General features: G+C 60.9%; 19 protein-coding genes. 12 read left to right on the top strand and 7 right to left on the bottom strand.

From position 1 onward, the window contains the following. Positions 1–6: 6 nt before the first annotated feature. The 3 genes from P792_RS32345 to P792_RS32335 are packed head-to-tail and all read left to right on the top strand — an operon-like array spanning position 7 to position 2902. Complete coding sequence (locus P792_RS32345; protein ID WP_023979488.1) at positions 7–1320, top strand: glycosyltransferase; 1314 nt, start codon at positions 7–9, stop codon at positions 1318–1320. Positions 1321–1379: 59 nt separating this feature from the next. Continuing rightward, complete coding sequence (locus P792_RS32340) at positions 1380–2153, top strand: ABC transporter ATP-binding protein (protein WP_152530253.1); 774 nt, start codon at positions 1380–1382, stop codon at positions 2151–2153. Then, positions 2153–2902 carry an ABC transporter permease gene (locus tag P792_RS32335; RefSeq protein ID WP_023979486.1) on the top strand — a complete coding sequence of 250 codons (750 nt, stop codon included), beginning with the start codon at positions 2153–2155 and terminating at the stop codon, positions 2900–2902. The genes P792_RS32340 and P792_RS32335 overlap by 1 nt, the downstream gene beginning before the upstream one ends. Before the next feature lie 11 nt (positions 2903–2913). Here the strand turns inward: P792_RS32335 and P792_RS32330 are convergent, their stop codons facing one another. The 3 genes from P792_RS32330 to P792_RS32320 form a co-directional block, all read right to left on the bottom strand. Beyond that, positions 2914–4320: a sodium:solute symporter gene (locus tag P792_RS32330; RefSeq protein WP_023979485.1), complete on the bottom strand. Its 1407-nt coding sequence runs from the start codon at positions 4318–4320 to the stop codon at positions 2914–2916. A gap of 2 nt (positions 4321–4322) precedes the next feature. Continuing rightward, on the bottom strand, positions 4323–4562 hold the full coding sequence (locus tag P792_RS32325; protein WP_035440434.1) for a hypothetical protein: 240 nt from the start codon (positions 4560–4562) through the stop codon (positions 4323–4325). A 184-nt stretch (positions 4563–4746) separates the two neighbouring features. Beyond that, positions 4747–5430, bottom strand: coding sequence for a Fe2+-dependent dioxygenase (locus tag P792_RS32320; RefSeq protein ID WP_023979483.1), 684 nt, complete (start codon positions 5428–5430; stop codon positions 4747–4749). Positions 5431–5569: 139 nt separating this feature from the next. Here P792_RS32320 and exbB point away from each other — a divergent pair, with 139 nt between their 5' ends. From exbB to P792_RS32285, 7 genes are all read left to right on the top strand, one after another. After that, positions 5570–6322 (top strand): tonB-system energizer ExbB, encoded by a 753-nt coding sequence (exbB, locus tag P792_RS32315; protein ID WP_023979482.1) that lies wholly within the window; start codon positions 5570–5572, stop codon positions 6320–6322. A 2-nt stretch (positions 6323–6324) separates the two neighbouring features. Further along, positions 6325–6759, top strand: a complete 435-nt coding sequence (exbD, locus tag P792_RS32310) for a TonB system transport protein ExbD (RefSeq protein WP_023979481.1) — start codon at positions 6325–6327, stop codon at positions 6757–6759. Continuing rightward, complete coding sequence (locus P792_RS32305; RefSeq protein WP_235075504.1) at positions 6756–7640, top strand: energy transducer TonB; 885 nt, start codon at positions 6756–6758, stop codon at positions 7638–7640. Before exbD ends, P792_RS32305 begins: the two co-directional genes overlap by 4 nt. A 351-nt stretch (positions 7641–7991) precedes the next feature. After that, complete coding sequence (locus P792_RS32300) at positions 7992–9098, top strand: ABC transporter permease (RefSeq protein ID WP_031241292.1); 1107 nt, start codon at positions 7992–7994, stop codon at positions 9096–9098. 3 nt (positions 9099–9101) lie between these two features. Beyond that, positions 9102–9896 (top strand): ABC transporter ATP-binding protein, encoded by a 795-nt coding sequence (locus tag P792_RS32295; protein ID WP_031241291.1) that lies wholly within the window; start codon positions 9102–9104, stop codon positions 9894–9896. Beyond that, positions 9893–10855 carry an MlaD family protein gene (locus tag P792_RS32290; RefSeq protein WP_023979477.1) on the top strand — a complete coding sequence of 321 codons (963 nt, stop codon included), beginning with the start codon at positions 9893–9895 and terminating at the stop codon, positions 10853–10855. The genes P792_RS32295 and P792_RS32290 overlap by 4 nt, the downstream gene beginning before the upstream one ends. Beyond that, positions 10852–11418: a membrane integrity-associated transporter subunit PqiC gene (locus P792_RS32285; RefSeq protein WP_023979476.1), complete on the top strand. Its 567-nt coding sequence runs from the start codon at positions 10852–10854 to the stop codon at positions 11416–11418. The genes P792_RS32290 and P792_RS32285 overlap by 4 nt, the downstream gene beginning before the upstream one ends. A gap of 62 nt (positions 11419–11480) precedes the next feature. On the opposite strand, the gene P792_RS32280 is transcribed toward P792_RS32285, so the two are convergent. The 4 genes from P792_RS32280 to P792_RS32265 all read right to left on the bottom strand — a co-directional run bounded on the left by P792_RS32280 (position 11481) and on the right by P792_RS32265 (position 17148). Beyond that, complete coding sequence (locus tag P792_RS32280; RefSeq protein ID WP_023979475.1) at positions 11481–13403, bottom strand: OprO/OprP family phosphate-selective porin; 1923 nt, start codon at positions 13401–13403, stop codon at positions 11481–11483. A 237-nt stretch (positions 13404–13640) separates the two neighbouring features. Then, positions 13641–14711, bottom strand: a complete 1071-nt coding sequence (locus P792_RS32275) for a catalase family protein (RefSeq protein WP_023979474.1) — start codon at positions 14709–14711, stop codon at positions 13641–13643. 190 nt (positions 14712–14901) lie between these two features. Continuing rightward, a complete protein-coding gene (locus P792_RS32270) occupies positions 14902–15858 on the bottom strand; it encodes an SIS domain-containing protein (protein WP_023979473.1) in 957 nt (318 codons plus the stop codon). Positions 15859–15945: 87 nt separating this feature from the next. Further along, the gene (locus P792_RS32265) at positions 15946–17148 is read right to left on the bottom strand and encodes an alpha-hydroxy acid oxidase (protein ID WP_023979472.1); all 1203 of its coding nucleotides are present in this window, start codon (positions 17146–17148) and stop codon (positions 15946–15948) included. 292 nt (positions 17149–17440) lie between these two features. Between P792_RS32265 and P792_RS32260 the strand changes: the two genes are divergently transcribed. Continuing rightward, entirely contained in the window at positions 17441–19228 is a 1788-nt protein-coding gene (locus P792_RS32260) for a thiamine pyrophosphate-requiring protein (protein ID WP_031241286.1), read from the top strand. Continuing rightward, on the top strand, positions 19229–20101 hold an 873-nt coding region (locus P792_RS32255; protein WP_023979470.1), incomplete at its 3' end, for a hypothetical protein.

The raw sequence follows: 20101 nt of genomic DNA, 5'->3' as shown, positions 1-20101 counted from the left end.
GCCGCCATGAAAATCGTGATCTTCACCATCGGTACGCAGGGCGATGCGCGTCCATTCGTCGCCCTTGGGCAGGGCCTCGCCAGACGGGGCCACGACGTCTGTATTGCCACATCAGCGCGCCACGAATCCCTCATAAGGGGTGGTGGTCTCGGGTTTGCCCCCATCGAGTCCGATTTCGCCGATCTGATGACACAGGAACATGCTGTGCTGGAAAAGGGAAACCAGTTGCGCATGGGATGGCAGGTCGCCCGTGCCCTGTGTCGGTGGATGCCTCTCTGGGTCAGGCAGGCGATGGAAGCCACGAAAGGGGCAGAACTCGTCATCGGATCGGGCTCCGGCACGATACTCGGAGCCTCGATTGCCCAGAGGCGGGGCATAGCGTTCGTTCAGGCGCAATTCATGCCCATGACCCCGTCGAAATGGGTGCCTCCCCTGTGGCCGAACCCGGCCCTGCGCTTGCCCGGTATCCTGCACAAGGCGCTGACCCATGTGGCACGATTCCTGATCTGGCGTTTCATGTCTTTTCCGGTGGCGATCATGCGTCGCGAGCTGTCCCTGCCTCCCATCGGGTGGAAGGGACCGTGGTCCGAAACGGACAGCGCGGGTAACAGGCGCTATCTGCTTTATGCCTTCAGCCGGCACATCCAGCCCCAACCCGCTGACTGGTCGCGTGACCGCATTGCCGTAACCGGGAGCTGGTTCTACGACCAGAAAACAAGCTGGCGCCCCTCACCGGAGCTGGAAGCATTTCTCGCCGCCGGTCCGGCCCCGGTCTATGTCGGGTTTGGCAGCATGATGACCGGCAAACCGGAGAAATTTACCGCGCTCATTCTCAAGGCCTTGCGCCTGACCGGGCGACGCGCGATCGTCGCGACAGGCTGGGGGGCACTCAAAAACCTCAAGCCCGACCAGGAGGGGGATATCTTTTTCATCGACAACGCCCCCCATGACTGGCTTTTCCCCCGCGTATCCCTTGCGGTTCATCATGGGGGCGCTGGAACGGTGGCGGCTGCCACGCGCGCCGGCCTGCCTCAGGTGATCATACCGTTTCTGGCTGACCAGTTTTTCTGGAGCTGGCGCCTGAAGGTTATCGGTATCAGCCCGATACGCCTGTCGCGCAGGACACTCACCGCCGAAAGGCTGGCCGAGGCCATCGGGCGCGCAACAACACGCGCTCCGCGCGACAAGGCCGCCTCATTGCGTCCACTGATCGAAGCAGAGCAGGGTGTCGAGAGCGCCATCGACATACTTGAGGGCTGGGGCCTGTTGAGGCAGGAAACCGGCACTGCCACCCTGACCACAGGGATATCACCGCGTTGACGCCAGCCACGCCCTCTACCGAGCAAGCTCATGATCGCTCATGCAGAGCGGAGCATGCCGTGCCCTCAGCGCCTTCAGGCATGGAAGGCGCGCCACAGGCTGTGATCAGGGTGGAGAAGCTGGTCAAATCCTACGGGGATCGGCAGGTTGTCTCGGGTCTGGATTTCACGGTCGCTCGCGGTGAGATTTTCGCCTTTCTGGGGCCCAACGGCGCAGGCAAGACCACCACGATCAAGATGCTGACCACCCTGCTTCCCCCTGATAGCGGACGCATCCTGTTGAATGGCATTGATCTGGCCAATGACCCGATGGAAGCAAGGCGTCATTTCGGCGTGGTATTCCAGGAATGTACCCTGGACCCTGCCATGACCGTGCAGGAGAATCTCTGGATCCATTGCGCTTTCTACCGCATCCCGCGTGCCGAGAGAGCGTCACGTATTGCAGACGCGCTAACCCTGTTCGATATGACGGACCACGCGCGGCAGATGGTCAGGACCCTGAGTGGCGGTCTCAAGCGGCGGGTCGAGATCGCCAGATCCCTGCTGCACCGCCCAGCCCTAATTTTTCTGGATGAGCCGACGCTCGGGCTCGACCCGCAATCACGGCGTGTGCTGTGGGATCATCTACAGGCGTTGCAGGCCCATCAGGGTACGACCATTTTCTTGACGAGCCATTATCTCGATGAGGTCGAACGCGTTGCACAGAGCGTCGCCGTGATCAAACAGGGGCGCATCCTGACCCAAGGCGCGGTCAGCGCTGTGATGGATCACGCCCAGCAGGGTTCGCTGGAGGACAGTTTCCTCTCTCTGACAGCCGGGGAAGAGCCGCGTTGATGATCGATGTCATCTATAATTTGTGGCTCAGGCAGATCAGGAGCTTCTTGCGTGCGCGAGGCCGGCTGATTTCGGCACTGGCGCAGCCTTTCCTGTTTCTCGTTGCCCTCGGCCTGGGCTTTGCGCCGGTTTTTCGCAAGGCGGGCGAAGGGGATTATTTCACGTTCCTCGCACCGGGTGTGGTGGGCGCGGGTATCCTGTTCAACACGGTCTATTCAGGTGCGGATTTGCTATGGGACAGGCAGTTCGGATTCATCAAGGAAACACTGGTCTCGCCGGTTTCCCGACACTGGGTCCTGCTCGGACGTGCGCTGGGTGTGGCAAGTGTCGCGTTGATCCAGGCTATCATCGTGAGTGTGATATGCCTAATACTGGCAGGTGTTCTCCCTTCACCCGCCCATCTGGCGCTCGCCTTCGCCTTTGCCCTGCTTCTGGCTCTGCTCTTTGCCTTTTTCGGCTCGGTGCTGGGCTCCGTCATGAGCGATGCCCAGAGCTTTTCACAAATCGTCAATTTTATCCTGACGCCGCTTTTCTATCTTTCCGGCGCTGTCTTTCCCCTTGAAGGGCAGAGCCATCTTATAAGGGCGCTCGCCTTCAGCAACCCGCTGACCTACGGCATTGACGGCATGAGAGGCGCTCTGACCGGCCACGCTCTGCTGGACCCGCTTTTGTCCCTGTCGGTGCTCGGCGTCACAACCCTTCTTGTGGCTCTTGCCGCCCAGATAGCGTTCTCCCGCATTCGGCCCTGACCCTTCAGAGATCAGGCGCCTTTGGCCTTCCTCCCCATTTCGCCGTGGCAGACAGTATCCCTGCGCGGCAATCCGGCCTGAAACAGTATCGCACCATTGACCAGCAAACCCGGAAGAGCCGAACTAAGACCAAAGGGCCCCCAGCCCAAGGCGAAAACCACGCCACCCGATACAAGTCCGAGGAACAGGGCAGCAAGCAGCCGTGCAGGGGAAACGCGATATCCGGTCACGCAGAGCAGCACGGCGGGCAGGAGCTGCACCAGCCCTACATAGAACAGCCGGTTGAGTGTCACGATCAGCGCGGTATGCAGGGCAGCTGTCAGCACGGAGAGGCCAAGATAGAGCGCAATGATGGCCAGACCCGTACGCTTTTGCGCAGGAGCAGAAAGATGGGGCGTGAAACTGCCGGTGACGATCGCCGCAAGGCTGAGACACACCGCCCCAAGCCAGACGAGCGCGGTCAGGGCCACCGCGCCTGCGACGATCCCGACACCCCAACCCGGCAGCAGATGCGACGCTACCGAGAGAAAGACTGAGTCGGGCCGTCCCATAATGACGGGATGGGTCAGGCCGAAACACGCAATGACGACCAGCAGCGGAAACAGCACCATATAAAGCGGCATCCAGATCTGGGCACGTCTGATGGTTTGCGGATCACGGGCCGAAAAGACGGCGGCAGCAGTTTGTGGCGCGATGCAAAAGCCGAAAGCCTGCGTCACGATCGTGCTCATGATCATCACACAGGTCGAAAAAGGATGTGGACTTGCACCCCGCAGCGCCGCTGCCAGAGGTCGCGTCGCCTGATGGGGCCAGGCCAGGAGGGCTGCAAACGCCACGCAGATGATGGAGAGCAGGATCAGGCCATCCTTCAATGCCGCACTCAGCGCCGCACCACGCAATCCGGCACCTGCCACAAAAAGGAACGCCAGCAATGCTGCGAACGCACTGAGCATGACAGGGGAAACCGGTAGGGCAAGGGTCGAGAATACCGTATTCAGGCCTATGAACTGCATGGTCCCCAGCGGGAGCATCAGAATCACGAGCACAAGCCCTGTCACACGCCCGACAAGCGTACTCTGGAAATACCCCCCCAGGAGGTCTGGCAAGGTGATGGCACCCAAACGATTTCCCACCCGCCATAACCGGGGATACAGCACCATCCCGACCGGGAAGGCGAGCAGGATATACCCGACAAACCACAATGCCACGTCGATGGAACCGCTCGCGGCGATACCTCCGGGAAAGCCCAAAACCGAACCGATCGAATAGGTCTCGCCCACTGAAAGCAGGAAAAAGAGCGCAACGCCAAACTGCCCTCGTGCGGCAAAAAAGGCGCGAGGGTCACGGCTGACACCGCTTTTGAGCGGCGCGCAGGCCAATCCCAAAGCGAGCAGGAGGACGAGAACGAAACCCGCCACTCTCAACGTTCTGCCCCTCTGACAGGTGCAGCATCATCGTTAAGGGGCCCCATGGGCCGGAGTGCAAGGGCAAGGCAGAGTGTCGTGAACGGCAGACAGGCAAACAGCCACCACAGGCTCACCGGCACGCCAAGCAGGCGCCATGAGGCCCCATAAAGAAAAGGCATGGGCAGCAGAACCGCGCAGAACGGGGCTCCCACCAGCAGGAGACGTTGCCCGTGAAGGGAAAAGCGGGGCGACATGGCACACTCGGGTTCAGGAGACCGGAACGCCCGACATAACGGCAAGTGCCATCATGGGGCCAGCCCTGAATATCACGCCTGAATTGCCAATCAGACAAATGAAGCAGACAGGGCGTCAGCCTCGCTGGCTAAGCACCTCCCCTTCATCTACTTCTGCAAGACAGCAGCGCGGGCGGGTGGTGGCTCAGAGCTCCGCCCACTGACGCAGCAGGTTGTGATAGGTCGAGGTCAGCCCGAGCACACCCGGATGATCATCGGGGAGAGCCTTGCGGGTCTCGATGATCGAACGGTCGAAGTCATACAGAAGCGCACGCTTCGTATCGTCGCGCACCATGGACTGGCTCCAGAAAAACGAGGCCCAGCGTGAGCCGCGTGTCACCTCACTCACGCGATGCAGGCTGGTAGACGGATACAGAACCATGTCACCAGCGGGCAGTTTGACACGCTGCTCGCCGTAAGTGTCCTGAATCACCAGTTCACCCCCGTCATATTCATCCGGCCCGGTGATGAAGAGCGTTGAGGACACATCGGTCCGAATTCTGAAGCCGCTCTCGGGAATGGGGCGTATGGCGTTATCGACATGGGCGCCGAATTTCATGCCCACATCGTAGCGGTTGAATAGCGGCGGGAAGACGCGCAGCGGCAGGGCGGCACTATTGAACACGGGGTTTCGTCCCAGCGCCCGCAACACGATCTCGCCCAGTTCGCGCGAGGCCTCGCAATCCTGTGGCACCTGAAGATTGTGCTTGGCTTTTGCCGATTGCTGCCCGGCGGTCACCTTGCCGTCCAGCCACGACGCCTGCTCAAGCGTCTGACGGCAATGACGCAGCTCGTCAGGTGTCAGGACATTGGGAATGTGAACCAGCATGGGCGCTCTCCTGTGCAATCGACTTCTTGTAATTGAGAATGAATCTGATTAACAGGGAATGAGCGGTTGGTTACACCCCGTAACAAGAACAAAAACCCCGAATGGGGGTGTACGCACCTCACACGAACAGGAGAGCCTCATGGCTGCGCCCGCTGGCGACCTCGCCTCACTTCCCTTCACCCCGTGGGAAATGTTCCTCGGTGCCGGCCCCGTCGTGCGCTTCGTCATGATGCTGCTGATCGTGGCCTGCGTGATCAGCTGGGCGGTGTTTGTCGCCAAGGTCGTTGAGGTCATGCGTGTCAGGCGTGCACTGTCACAGGCCGAACTGAAGCTGGAAAATGCAGCCTCGCTTGCCGAGTCCCAGTCGCTCTGCCCTGATATCGGCATCGTCCGCGCCCTGCTGCTCGCAGCCTCCAATGAATGGACACGCTCTGCCGATGTGCTGGAAGACCGCGAAGGACTGAAAGAGCGCATCATGCTGCATCTTGAGCGTCTGGAAGCCGCAGAAGGGCGTCGCCTGATGCGCGGCACGGGAATTCTGGCTACGATCGGCGCGACATCGCCGTTTATCGGGCTTTTCGGCACGGTATGGGGCATCATGACCTCGTTCACCGGTATTGCCGCCACGAAGGCCACGAGCCTTGCTGTGGTCGCCCCCGGCATTGCCGAGGCCCTGCTTGCCACTGCGCTGGGACTCGTGGCGGCCATTCCAGCCGTCGTGATCTATAATTTCCTGTCGCGACAGTGCCTTGGCTGCAAGGCGCAGGTGGGTGATCTCACCGCGCTCATCCTGCGTCTCGTCTCACGCGACCTGAGCCGCCTGCATGTGCAGGGCGGCGGTGGGCAGGTGCTGCGCTTTGCAACACCGCGTGCCGAGCAGGCCGGCCGCTGATCATGGCGCTGCGTATGCGTCATGCCGACGACACGGCGCTCGATGCCCATGAGCTGAACGTGACACCGCTGATCGATGTCATGCTCGTGCTTCTGGTTATCTTCATGGTGACGGCACCGCTGAGCACGGTCAACGTTCCGGTGGATCTGCCCTCCTCAACCCAGAAACCTGCCCCGCGTCCGGCCAATCCGATTTTCGTCACGGTGAAAGCCGACAAATCCCTGGCTCTGGGTGAGGACGATATCAGCAATGAGGCGCTTCCCCTGCGCCTCGTGACCCTGACGAACGGCCACAAGGATGAGCGCATCTTCCTGCGCGCAGACAAGACCGTGGATTACGAGACGCTGATGAAAACCATGGATCTGCTGCGCAAGGCAGGGTTCCTGAAGGTGGCGCTCGTCAATCTGCAGGGTCAGGAGGAGGGCGACGAACCGTGACCGCAAGGCGTTATCGCACGGCGCCAGCCACCCCGGCAGCGGCTTCACCCGCAGCAGGAGACATGCTGTCCTTTCGCGCTGTCTACCAGCTTCATCAGAAGCTTGAGGGGCAGAGGCAAAGACGTCTTGGTGGCTGCTCTGCACTCGCCATCCTTGCCTTGACGGGTCTCGGGATCTGGGCAGCCTCGACGCTGCGCGCAACCCCGCCCCTTCCCTATGCGCCCCCGCCTGCTGCGATCGCCATCGATCTTGCACCCGAGCCCGCCAGTATTCCTTCGCCGCCCCAGGAGCGGCCGCCCGGGCCGCCTCAGGTCGCCACGCCGGAACTGCCCGCGCCTGAAAAACCTCCCGAAATCATGGCTCCTCCGTCGCCCGCCCCCCTGCCGCCCGTGCCGGTGCCTGCCAAAATCAAGGTGCCGCCGGTGCGCCGCAAGGTAACGCCCACACCGCCCGTACCGCGCCACGTCGCTCCACTCGTGCCAACGCAGTCGACAGCGAATACCGCACCCCCACCTTCGGATGCGCCCCCTTCGACCGTATCGGCCACCAGCGCCAAGGGAGCGCCTTCGACGCGGGAAATGTCGCAGGCCAAGGCAAGCTGGCAAGGCAGTCTTCTGGCGCGGCTTGAACGCTTCAAGCGCTATCCGGCACAGGCACAGGCCGAGCATCAGGAAGGAACGGTGATGCTGCGCTTTACGATGGACCGCAAAGGCCATGTGCTCTCCGCCAGTCTTGTCAGACCGACCGGCTATGCCATGCTGGATGACGAGACCCTCGCGCTTGTCCGGCGCGCCGAGCCTTTGCCTGCCCCGCCCGATACCATATCGGGTGCAACGCTAAGCCTTACCGTTCCTGTGGAATTCTATATGGAGGAACACTGATCGATTGGCCCGAACCGGGATGTCAGGGCAAGTAAGCGACCTGACCACCGCCACATGGAATGATCTGCAGTGATCACATATCGGGCAGCCTGCCCCCGGGTGGGGCCCGCTGTTCTTGCGCGGGCGCAGTCTTGCCCTCACAATACACTCTTATGATGGCAGCAAACCAAAAGCCTCCGGTACGGCCCCGACAAGACGCCTCCTGTTTAGACAACCGGACAGCGTGACGGCCTGATGCGTCATACCCCCGACACCCGTGAAACGTCGCCTGCCTCGAGCGCGCATCCAATAGCTGACACGACAGGTGAGACGCCAACCGGCCGGTTCGAGATCATCCCGCCCCCTGATCGCATGACGCGGGATGTGGCATCTCTCCCGGCACGACTCGTCCTGACCGGATCCTGGCTCAGCCATGATTCAGCGTTGCCTGACTGCACGGTTGAGGCACTCGCCCCGATGGGCAAGGCCACCACACTGGCCTGCGATGTCTCAGGCGTCACGGACTGGGACACCGGGCTGATCGCGTTTCTGTGGGATGTGCGCCGCCTGTGCGATGCATCACAGCGCATGTTCGACACCACGCCCCTGCCACATCCGATGCAGCAATTGCTTGATCTGCTTCCTGATCAGGCTGGCCCCGCGACACCGAGGAGAAAACCCCGCCAGCCTTTCCTCGAGCATGTCGGGGGCAAAGCGATTGATGTGCTTGCCGAGACGGGTATCGTGGCCGGTATGGCCTCAGGCACGGCGCTGGCAGCGTTCCGCTCACTGTTCCGGCGTGTTGGCCTGCGGCGCAGTGACCTGTCTTCCGATCTGTTCAGTGCTGGCCCGTCAGCCCTGCTGATCGTCGGTGTGGTCAATTTTCTTGTGGGTGCCATTCTGGCCTTTGTCGGTGCCGTGCAGCTGCAGAAATTCGCCGCAGGTATCTATGTCGCCAGTCTGGTCGGCATTGCGACCGTACGCGAAATGGCAGCGGTCATGACGGCCATCATCATGGCCGGACGCACAGGCGGGGCCTATGCCGCACGTATATCCACCATGCAGGGCAATGAGGAAATCGACGCGCTGAAGGTTTTCGGCATCTCGGTTTCTTCCTACCTCATCCTGCCCGCCGTGCTCTCGCTCGTTGTCACCATGCCGTTTCTCTATCTCTATGGCTGCCTGATTGGCATGCTGGGCGGCTATGTGGTGGCCATATCGATGCTCGACATCACGAGCCTTGGCTATTTTCATCAGACCGTCATTGCCTTTGGCATCGGCCAGTTCATCTTCGGGGTCATCAAGAGCATCGTGTTTGGCGCGTTCATCGGGCTGACGAGCTGCCGCATCGGCCTCAAGGCCGGGCGATCGGCGGCAGATGTCGGTATTGCCGCAACGCGGGCCGTGGTGATTGGCATTGTTGGGGTCATTGCGCTCGATGCCATCTTTGCTGTCATCGCCAATAGTCTGGGGGTCTGAGCCATGAGCCATGAGACAGACACACAGCCCCCCGCTCCCGCCATCCTGACAATGCAGGACGTGACCCTCGCTTTCGGCCCCAAGGTCATCCAGTCGCATATCGATTTATCGGTGCGGCGGGGCAGCATTTTCGCGGTGATGGGGGGCTCGGGCTGCGGCAAATCCACCCTGCTCAAAAGCATGATCGGCCTGCTGCGTCCCACTACGGGCCGCTTCATGGTTGGCGAGCAGGACTACTGGAAAGGCACGGATGCCGATCGCACGCAGATCAATCACCGCTTTGGCGTGCTGTTCCAGAGCGGTGCCCTGTGGAGCTCGATGACTGTGGGCGAGAATGTCGCCCTGCCCCTGCAGATGTTCACCTCTCTCGATGCCCGGGCCATCAGACGGCTGGTGGAGCTCAAACTCGCTCTGGTGGGCCTGCTCGACGCCATCGATCTTGCACCGTCGGAAATCAGCGGCGGCATGCGCAAGCGCGCCGGCCTTGCTCGCGCTCTGGCCCTCGACCCCGATATCCTGTTTTTCGACGAACCCTCTGCGGGGCTTGATCCGATCACCTCAGCGCGTCTGGATGACCTCATCCTTAATCTGCGTGACGGTCTGGGCGCGACCATCGTCATCGTGAGCCATGAACTGCCCAGTCTGTTCAGTATCGCAGACGATGGCATTTTTCTCGATGCCATCACCAAAAGACCCATCGCCCACGGCTCGCCGCGCTTTCTGCGCGATCACTGCGACGACAGTCAGGTCCATGCTTTCATGAACCGGCAACGCAACGAAGAAGGATCCCCCTCATGAACAGGCAAGCCCTTGTCGGCGCATTCGTGCTGGGTGGTATGGCCCTCATGGTGGCGGCCTTTGTCTTTTTCGGCAATTTCCATCCGTTCACCCATACAGATCGGGCAGTCCTGATCTTTCGTGGGTCAACCAACGGTCTTTCTGTGGGTGCGCCGGTCAATTTCCGTGGCGTTCAGGTCGGTGCGGTCGATCGCATTGCCATCGAATACGATCCGAAAAACCGCGAGGCCTATATCCCGGTCTATGTCACGCTGCGACGCGACGACATTCTGGTGGCCGGGCAGAAGCATGGCCATCTTCCGAGCCTGAAAAGCCTCGTCGATCATGGTCTGCGCGGTGAGATGAACCTCAAGAGCTTTGTCACGGGCACGTCGCAGATCGATCTGGACATCTCGCCCGATACGCCGGCAATCCTGCATCCCGAACTCACGAACGAGACCGAGATCCCGACGCGCCAATCGTCCATTCAGGCCATTACCAATACCATCACCCACCTGCCTTTGCGCAAGCTCAGCGATGACGCGGCTGCAACCATCGCCATCATGCACCATCTGGCCGAAATGCTCGATGAACGCCTGCCGGCCCTTGCCGACAACCTGCAACAGACATCGCAGAGCACACGCGCGACACTCGATGCCGCACATGACATGATCACAGCCGTCCAGCCGCAATTGCTGCGCACCCTGGCCAGCGTGGACCGGCTGGCCACGACCGGGTCTGATCAATTGACTGCTCGCGGGCAGGAATTGCGTCTGCTGCTGCAAAACAGCCGCGAAACCATGGTGACCGCCAACAAGACACTGTCGAACCTGCAAGGCATGACCTCACCCCGCTCGATTGATCGCGCCAATCTGGATGCCAGCTTGCGCGATATTGCCTCGGCGGCTGCAGCTTTGCGCGGCTTTGCCAATGATGTGGAGCGCAACCCGCAACTTCTGCTGACAGGACGCCGCCAATGAAAACGCGCCAGCTTATTCCGGCCATCGCTCTGGGCCTGCTGACGGGCTGTGCCTCGGCGCCCGTACAGTTCTATACAATTGCCCCGGATCCGGGCACGGCCTTACCGGCAGGCACGGGAACGGCGGTGGTCTATGTTCCGCGCATCGTCATGCCGGACTATCTGGATACACAGGACATCCTGGTCCGTGATGGCAGCCGATTGATACGCAGCAGCAACGGGCGCTGGGCCAGCCGCCTGTCGCAATCAGCGACCGATCTGATCGTGGCGCGCCTTTCGCAGGACTGGCCGCAACGCACGATCACGGCCCATTCCCCTCTGGAAACCCCGGAGTCACGCCTGAGCATCACGATCGAGCGTATGGATCTGACCAGGCAGGGTAAGGCTATTCTGCTTGCCTCATGGACCGATCTCCCTGGCGACGACGCCCGCCCGGCGCGTCAGGGCCGTACCAGTCTCAGCGTGCAGGGTAGTGTGGCCGATGATGCGGCCAAGGCGGCCCTGCTGCAGAAACTGTTCGAGCAACTAGCTGACCGCATCGCAAGTACGCTGTCCCAACGCTGAAGACCGCCTGAACCAGGGAGATGCCCCTGACGCCCCGGGTCGTTCCGAACTGGGGCATCGGCTCAGAAAGCGGCCTGGATACGGCTGCCCACAGCGTTGATCGAACGGCCCTTGTTATTGACTGTGCCGACCGTCTGGGAGCGCGTGGCATCGATGTGACTGTACTGCAGCTGGATGCGATAATGCCGGTTGATGTACCAGTTCAGCCCACCCGACCAGACGGTCTGTGTGCCGCCGCGCACCCCGCCCGTCATCGAGGCAGGCGCATCGCCGCGCAGATTGCTGTTGAAGTCGAGCACACTCCAGCGTCCGACCAGTTCGAGCGCGCCCCATTTGTTGTTCCAGATATCGAAATCCTCTGTCGGGGCGGGCGATGAAAACGCGGCATCCTTGGGGCTGTAGCGCCGCGGCTGTCCGAACAGGGTGTAGCTGCCCGCCACGTAATAGCCGTCAAAGCCGAGATTGGGCGCGGGACCCTTGACCCTTGCAGCTGCGGTACGGTCGACACCGATATGATAATATTCCGCCTGGATGAGCGCGGCCCTGTAGCGCAGGGCGATTTCCGGACCGATCGCCCAGACCTTGCCGATATCGGCGATGGTCCCGGTAGAAACGAGACGCTCATTGGTCAGGCGTGTCTCAGGACGATCGCTGAGCGAGAGGACACGTCCCTGCGATGTCTGGTTGCGTTTGAAAGACATGGTGGAGGACATGCCAAGGTGAAGATCGACATTGGGTGTTGCCACCGGGCGACCTGCCACACGCAGCAAACCACCCATCTGGCTGTCGGACACCGTGGGGTCATTGGTGCGATCACCATAAGTCTGACCCGTCAGATAAGCGCCGAGATACCAGCGCTTTTCATGCGTGCGCCCACCAAGGCTCATACGGGTATCGCCCGCAGCAATCAGACGCACTACTTCCGAAATCGAGGCACGCTCCATCAGAATGAAGCCGTTGGACGATTCTGAATCCTGCATCGTCACGCGCGGCTGATAATAGCCAAAGGTGAACTGCGAATTGTGGATGCCACTATAGACCATATTGGCTTCATACAGCCCAGCCGTCCCGTCGACCGTGCGCCCCCATTCTGGCGTAAGGTTGGCCAGAAGATTGCCGTAACGCCATGTCAGCGGCAGACGCAGGCGACGGGCATTTTCGTTCATCTTGGGGAAACGACCGGTCTGCCCCTGAGCCGTACCGCCCGTTGACGGAAAACCGCCAATATCCAGATGCATGACCAGCCCCACCGAAAAGGCATAGAGCCCGTCACTGGATGCGATGGTCGGACGCCCGGCAGGAAAGCCGATCCGTATTCCGCCGATATCGACCGTTTCAGCAGATTTCGTGGCCCGGCGGAAATCGGCCAGTGACATGTTCAGACCATGATCGGGCGGCGGGATCAGATGGGTATCATAAGCCACCTGTGGGTCAGAGGGCTTGCCCTCCCCATGTGACCGGGCCGATGCCAACTGTATGCCTTCCCCTCCAGCACCAGTCGCCTGACCGGGCGATGTAGGGCCGGGCGATGCAGTGCCCGCCCCGCTCCCCGGGCTGGAAGGAGACGCCGAGGTATGCACTGCCCTAGCGGTTTGCGAGGCAGCGCCGCCCACCCCGGCTGATGCCGTGAGAACACCAGGGGCGTCTTCATGAGGCTTGGTGTGCTGCGGCCCATCGGATGTCACATGCAAGCCCGGTCGCGCATCAGCGACATCATGAGAGCTGGCTGTTCCAACAACGCCGGTGACACGACTATGACGGTTAGACACCGCCTTGTTTTGCGCAAGTTCCGACTGACGGCGCAGGGTGCGTTCCTTCGCCAGTTCGCGACGCAGATCGCTAATCTGCCCCTGCATCTGCGCCCGCATTTCAAGCATTTCACGGCGCAGGGCGGCGATGTCATCTGATTGCCCCGCGGCAAAACCGGTTTCCGGCATGACAACGCCGCAAAGAAGCAGCAGGGAAGTAAGGGAACGCGCGCGCATGAAATTGACTGACTTTGCTTCTGGACCGTATGCGCGATGCTATAAACGACCCAATAAGTCAGTTGAATGACTGTTTTATGACAAAGTGAACTTTTTGCAATCAAATGAAAGAAATGTTATGTCGTAAAAATCAGTAGAACAATAACCGAAGCACTTATACCAGACGATCCCCACTATCGCCTGGATAAAGGCTCGCATGGTACACGCTTCGATTACACACGCACGATCAACCGTCCTTCACGGCAATAACTTCATCGGGCATCCGTTTAGCCTGGACCGCAATCCCGCAGAGAAAGGATAAGCCGCCCGTCGGGCGCGCATGATATTGCCAAGCGGTCTGTGCGCCTCGAGCCCGTGCCAAGGTGAAAACGAGAGACATTCATCAATCTGGTATGATCGCGCCTCGTTCCAGCTATCCTGCGGCGGAAATTCGAGCGTTGCCACAGTGTGGAAAGGGCTGAGAGCCTCGCTCCACTCTGTTGCGGCATTCTCGACAGGTTGCCGCTGTTCATCGCGGCAAAGCTGCGCACGCAGGCTGAAGCGCCCACCTTCCTGCGCCATGACGCGCCTGATTGCCCGACGTATCGCAACCGGATCATGATCGATATCGATCAAACGGCCCGTCAGCCGACGAAAGCTCTCTGACTCAGGCACGAGATCGAGCTTCGCGACATAATCACCAAAACGCACCGGCACCTGCGAGTAAAACCGGTCGCCCAGCGGATGAGTGGGTGTGAATCCACCCAGCGCAGCAAGCGTGGCACTGGGCCTGGCGAAGCGCGTCAATAGTCTCTGCATCAGGCGCAGCGTGCGCGAAAGCCACGCTTTGGCGCCCCCTGCCCGATCGGTTGTCAGCGCCAGCACGCGCAGATTCTTAAGAAATCCCCTGGCATCGGGTGCCCCGAAAACGGCACCGTTGGCAAACAGGAAGTCCTGTACCGCCACCCCCTTGTTGTCTTCCAGCAGCGGACCGAGCACGTCATGAATTTTCAGGGCAAAGCCACGTGGCCCTGAAACGGCATCGCGCAGCGGATCGCCCGGTATGGCTGAAAGCCGTGCCGTCAGGCGATAGGCGCCGGGTGTCGCAAAAAACCCTTGCGCAAGCTCCGGCGGAAGATTGGCCGCCACATGCAATGTCCCTTCAAGCAGGGCATGGCTCTTGGCATGAACCCCGCGCGAAGCCGTGCCGATATCACGATGCGTCGCCGTAATGATGCGCCTGAATGTCCGACGCAGTTGCTCGTGAGTGGCCCCTTCATCTGTTGAGCCTTTCTCGATGTCGGGGTGGTAGGCGATGGGTGCGCGCATCGATCGGCTCCGGCAGGTCTGGGCGAGGAATTCGATTTTTCCTCGCTCCCAGCGTCTGGCGACCGTCCGGGTTGCCATAGGCTCGTGCCATCGGTGTCAGACACACCCGAGGCACGGCCCCACCTGTGGCTCGATGGCTGCCCCATCGGATGCAACACGGGGCAAGAACACCTTGCTCGGGATAAACCGGTCAAGCGTCGAATGTGACGACCTTGGTCAGATGACGCGGCGCCAGCGTGTCGAGCCCGTTGGCGCGCGCCACGTACTCGCCCAGAAGTTGCAGCACGGGCAGACATACCAGCGGTCCCGCGCCCTGATCGCCGCCCACGGGAAGGGAAACCGTACCCAGACCGCCAAGGCCGAGCACGACCGCTCCCTTCTCCACCACCTCACGCGCTACCTGCTCTTCCTCCTCACGGGTATCAGGATGATAGAGCATGACCACGAAGGAATGTTCATCGATCAGGCTGGTCGGGCCATGACGATATTCGAGCGGATGATGCGCCTCACTCTGGCTAAGGCTCATTTCCTGCATCTTCAACGCCCCCTCGCGGGCCACGCCGTAATAGGCGCCGCCGCCAAGAAACACGAAATGCGAGCGGCCCTGAATCAGTGAGACAAGATGCGGGTCGGAAGCCTCCAGAAGGGCCTCGGCAGCGACGATCGTATTAGGCGTAATGGACAACCCGGCATAGCGCAGGCCCGTCATCAACATCAGACTGGCCGAGGCGGTCATCACGATCCCTTCCTCGGGGTGGGTCTCAGCCTCGAAGGATTCGCTCGAAACGCGCGTCAGGGCGCTGCCGGGCGCACAGGTAACGCCCAAGACATCGAGCCCTGCCCTGAGCCCGGCCGCGGCGGCTGCCACGGTCTCGGTCGACTCACCACTGCGCGACAGCGCCAGCATACGGGTGGGTGTCCCGGCCGGTACATAGGATGAGGCACGACGCGTCCACTCATTGCCCGGCACCGCGCGCGCGGCAAACCCGGCCTCGTTCAGCGCACAGGCAATGCTGTCAGCGATATGCACCGAAGTGCCACAGCCAATCACCACATGGGCAAAACCGGGCTCGGGCGAAGAACCGGGAGACGACAGCGCCCGCCAGAAGGAGAACTGCTCACGTATGCCGCGTTCGGTCGCATTCATAGCCCAGTCTTTCACGCCAGGGGTGGGAGGTGGGCGCGATCATGACACAAGCTGCCCCGCGTTCCGATACCCCCTCTGCCCAGTCGGTCAGGTTTTTTCCGTCGCCTGTTCGGCGAAACGGACATCGCCCAGATCCTTGAGCAGATCCTCCTTGAGTGACTCCAGACCCGTGACACCCAGCAGGGCCAGATCCCGGCTGATTTCGGTGCTGAGAATGGAAATGGCCTTGTCGAGCCCGGCACTGCCCGCCAGCGCACAGGCCTGAAGGAACGGACGCCCCAGCATGACCGCATCGGCGCCAAGCGTGAGGGCCTTGAGCACATCACCGCCACAACGAAAGCCGCTATCAACAATCACGGCCATATCGCCCGCTGCCTGCCTGATGTCGCCAAGAGCCTCGAGCGGGGCGATGGTAGAATCGAGCAGCCGGGCACCGTGATCGGAGATGCCAACCGCATCGGCCCCGATCCGGGCCGCTTCGGCAATATCTTCCGGACGCAGCAGCCCCTTGAGCACGAGCTTGCCTTTCCATCGCGACCGGATGTGGCGGATATGGTCCCAGGTGAAGTGAGGCGACCCGCCGACAGCGGCAATCTCATTGGAGAAGAGGCCTGGCCCACCCTGAGGGCGGATGTTCACGATCTTTGGGTTGCGATCACGCAGGATCGTGCGGCCCAGCGTGCCGAATGTCCAGCCCGGATGCGCCATGCCACCGAGTGTAGCGCGCAGATTGGGCCGGATTGGCATGGAGTAGCCTGCCCGTGTCTCGGCAATACGTTGCGCGGGTACAGGCACGTCACAGGTAATGAGAAGGACGGGATAGCCCGCCTCCTGCACACGATCGATCATGCCATCGATGATGCCCATATCGCTGGGCAGATAGGCCGCAAACCAGGCCCTGGGATTGATGCGTATGATCTCTTCAAGAGGTGTGAGCGAATTGGCCGAGAGCGCATAGAAAAGGTTATGGCGACGCGCGGTCGATGCCTCGATACGGTCTGCGTCATAACGGGTCATGGCAGCACCACCCGTCGGGGCGAACCCGAAAGGCTGGTCATAGGTCTCACCCAGAAGGGTGATCTTGGTGTTGAGACTGGACACATCGCGCAGGCGATAGGGCCGCCACAAATAGCGCTGGAAGACGGCCCGGTTGCGGCGAAGGGTTATTTCCGACCCGGCGCCATTGCGCACATACTCATACACAGCCTTGGGCAGATAGCGTTTAACGGCCTTCTCGAAATCGGTAAGCTGATAGATATCTTTCAAACGCCGTTTGGCCGTGATGGACATGAAAAGATCTCCCGAAGGTTCATGCTGATACGATGGCAATGAAGCAGGAACGGGGCCGGAGGCTTCTGGCGCTTTTGCAGCATCGTCACGTTAAAGTGACATCTCGCGCACCACGCTGACCCTGTCCCGGTTCATCCCGTTTTCCGCATCGGATAACGCAGGAAACAGCGAATTCTGATCATTCCGGTTCATGAATATAAAATAATTTTACAAAGTATGAAAATGAACATTCCCGCTTGACGCGACGTTGCTCTGGCACACAGCCAATCGCCGGAGCATCAGAGCCATGTCCATGAATGTCAGCGAATTCATGTGGAAACGCCTTCAGGAATGGGGCCTGAAAAGGGCCTATGGATATCCGGGTGATGGTGCAGGCGGGATCGATGTGGCGCTTCAGCGCGAGATCGATGCCGGGCGTGTGGAATACGTTCAGGTACGACATGAGGAAATGGCGGCGTTCATGGCTTCCGCCCATGCCAAATTCACAGGTCAGGTCGGACTTTGCTTTGCCACCTCGGGTCCGGGTGCCATTCACCTGCTCAACGGGCTTTATGACGCCAAGCTCGACCATGTGGGCGTCGTTGCCATCATGGGCCAGCAGGCGCGCACCTGTATCGGGTCGAATTACCAGCAGGAAGTCGATCTGCAATCGCTCTGCAAGGATGTCGGCTCGGAATATATCGTTACCGTTACCGAACCTTCGCAGATGAGGCACGCCATCGATCGCGCCGTGCGTATCGCCCGTGACAAACGTGCCCCCACCATCGTGATCGTCCCTAACGACCTGCAGGAGCTACCCTACAAGGAAGCGCCTGTCGCGCATGGCTTCACCCATACCGGCATTGGCGAGACAGTCATCAGCCCCGTGCCGGAGATGCACGGCCTGCAGGCCGCTGCGGAAATTCTGAATTCCGGCAAGAAAGTTGCCATTCTGGCTGGCGCTGGCGCGCTGGAAGCCACGGATGAGCTGATCGCAATTGCCGACCTGCTTGGCGCCGGTATTGCCAAGGCGCTTCTGGGCAAGGCTGCCGTGCCAGACGAACTACCCTACGTCACTGGCTCACTCGGCCTGCTCGGCACCAAACCGTCCTGGGATCTGATGAAGGAATGTGACACCTTCCTGATGGTAGGCTCGGCCTATCCGTATAGCGAGTTCCTGCCCAATCCGGGTCAGGCACGCGGCGTCCAGATCGACATCAACGGCTCTAACCTCTCTCTGCGCTACCCGATGGAGGTCTGCCTGCAAGGCGACAGCGCCGCTACACTGCGCGCCCTGATCCCGCTTTTGCAGCGCAAGAGCGACCGGAGCTGGCGCGAAAAAATCGAGAAGGAAGTCGAGACGTGGTGGAAGGTTCTCGAAGCCCGCGCCATGACGGATGCCAACCCGATCAACCCGCAGCGCGTGTTCTGGGAATTGTCACCCCGTTTGCCTGAAAACGCGATCATCACCGCCGATTCAGGCTCGGTCGCCAACTGGTTTGCGCGAGATCTGAAAATCCGTCGTGGCATGAAGGCCTCGCTCTCGGGTGGCCTTGCCTCGCTTGGGGCTGGCACACCCTATGCTGTCGCCGCGAAAATGGCTTTTCCTGAACGGACCGTCATTGCCTGTATGGGCGATGGGGCGATGCAGATGAACGGCCTGAACGTGATGATCACGATCTCCAAATACTGGAAGCAGTGGCAAAACCCCAAACTTATCGTTCTCGTGCTCAACAACCAGGACCTCAATCAGGTGACATGGGAAGAGCGCGTGCAGCTTGGCGAGGGGAAGACGACCGCCACGCAGTCGATTCCCGATTTTCCGTATCATAAATATGCCGAATTGCTCGACCTCAAGGGTATTCTGGTCGATCACCCCGATCAGATTGCCGGTGCATGGGAAGAGGCCCTGGACGCAGATCGTCCTGTTATCCTCGAAGCCCGCACCGATCCCGACGTGCCGCCCTTGCCGCCGCACATCACCCTTCAACAGGCCAAGGCTTTCCTCTCCTCCCTGCCGACCGAACCCGAACTGCTCGATGTCATCCGTGGGTCAGCGAAGGAAATGCTGGCCACGTTCCTGCCTTCGAAGAAATCCTGAGTGCCGGGTTATAGCGGCCCGCGTGGCGCGGTTGGCTGGGCCCTCGGCCTGACCGGCGCGCTCACAGCGGCAGCCTTCGCTGCCGCAACACGGGGCGGGCGCATGAGCCGGAAATCCGCCCTCCCTGCCCTTGCGGCCGAGCCGCCTCCCTCGGCGGATCGCGCCAATCTCGCCGCAAGACGCCTCAACCGTTCCGCGGGCACGCTGGCCGCTTCGGTTCTTTTCGATAGTGCCGTCGAGCATTACCGGGGCGATTTTGCGAACAAGGCGATGTACACCCCCCTTGTTACCTCGGCCCTCGCCCTCGCCGTCTCGGCGCATGGCACGGCGGATAGACGCGCTCATGCGCATCTGGTCCGCGACGGGGTTTATGCCCTGACAGGGCTCGTGGGGCTGATAGGTACCGGGTTTCACATCTGGAATGTCGTCCAGAAGCCGGGACGATTCATCTGGCAAAACCTTTTTTACGGGGCGCCGCTCGGTGCGCCCATGGCCATAGGCCTCTCTGGCCTTCTCGGTTTTTTCTCTGAACGAGTGCGCGAGACAAAATCCGGCGACGTGCCGAAACTGTTCGGTCTGCCCGCAGGGCGCGTCATCGGCGCGGTTACCGGCGCTGGCATGGTCGGCACAACGGGTGAGGCCGGGTTGCTCCATTTCCGCGGGAGTTTCCATGACCCGTTCATGGTCCTGCCTGTTGCCATGCCGCCTGCCGCTGCCGTGGCCATCACACATGCCGCGTTAGGCGATGCCCGGACGGACCGCCGTCTGACACGCTGGTGGCTGCGCGCTACCGCCATCATGGGTGTGTCCGGCACCGTCTTTCATGCGATCGGCGTTGGGCGTGACATGGATGGCTGGCGCAACATCCAGCAG

Source organism: Asaia sp. SF2.1, from assembly GCF_000505765.1.
GTDB classification, from domain to species: Bacteria; Pseudomonadota; Alphaproteobacteria; order Acetobacterales; family Acetobacteraceae; genus Asaia; species Asaia bogorensis.
The sequence above is the reverse complement of the archived record's forward strand: the minus strand, read 5'-3'. Positions and strand labels throughout refer to the sequence as shown.

Bases quoted from the DNA above. Each gene is read 5' to 3' on its own strand.
- P792_RS32290 (WP_023979477.1), top strand. From the start codon at position 9,893: ATGAACAGGCAAGCCCTTGTCGGCGCATTCGTGCTGGGTGGTATGGCC.
- P792_RS32320 (WP_023979483.1), bottom strand. From the start codon at position 5,430: ATGCTGGTTCACATTCCCAATGTCCTGACACCTGACGAGCTGCGTCAT.
- P792_RS32265 (WP_023979472.1), bottom strand. From the start codon at position 17,148: ATGTCCATCACGGCCAAACGGCGTTTGAAAGATATCTATCAGCTTACC.
- P792_RS32280 (WP_023979475.1), bottom strand. From the start codon at position 13,403: ATGCGCGCGCGTTCCCTTACTTCCCTGCTGCTTCTTTGCGGCGTTGTC.
- P792_RS32270 (WP_023979473.1), bottom strand. From the start codon at position 15,858: ATGAATGCGACCGAACGCGGCATACGTGAGCAGTTCTCCTTCTGGCGG.
- P792_RS32325 (WP_035440434.1), bottom strand. From the start codon at position 4,562: ATGTCGCCCCGCTTTTCCCTTCACGGGCAACGTCTCCTGCTGGTGGGA.
- P792_RS32300 (WP_031241292.1), top strand. From the start codon at position 7,992: ATGACGCGGGATGTGGCATCTCTCCCGGCACGACTCGTCCTGACCGGA.
- P792_RS32260 (WP_031241286.1), top strand. From the start codon at position 17,441: ATGAATGTCAGCGAATTCATGTGGAAACGCCTTCAGGAATGGGGCCTG.
- P792_RS32345 (WP_023979488.1), top strand. From the start codon at position 7: ATGAAAATCGTGATCTTCACCATCGGTACGCAGGGCGATGCGCGTCCA.
- P792_RS32285 (WP_023979476.1), top strand. From the start codon at position 10,852: ATGAAAACGCGCCAGCTTATTCCGGCCATCGCTCTGGGCCTGCTGACG.
- exbD (WP_023979481.1), top strand. From the start codon at position 6,325: ATGGCGCTGCGTATGCGTCATGCCGACGACACGGCGCTCGATGCCCAT.
- P792_RS32295 (WP_031241291.1), top strand. From the start codon at position 9,102: ATGAGCCATGAGACAGACACACAGCCCCCCGCTCCCGCCATCCTGACA.
- P792_RS32275 (WP_023979474.1), bottom strand. From the start codon at position 14,711: ATGCGCGCACCCATCGCCTACCACCCCGACATCGAGAAAGGCTCAACA.
- exbB (WP_023979482.1), top strand. From the start codon at position 5,570: ATGGCTGCGCCCGCTGGCGACCTCGCCTCACTTCCCTTCACCCCGTGG.
- P792_RS32335 (WP_023979486.1), top strand. From the start codon at position 2,153: ATGATCGATGTCATCTATAATTTGTGGCTCAGGCAGATCAGGAGCTTC.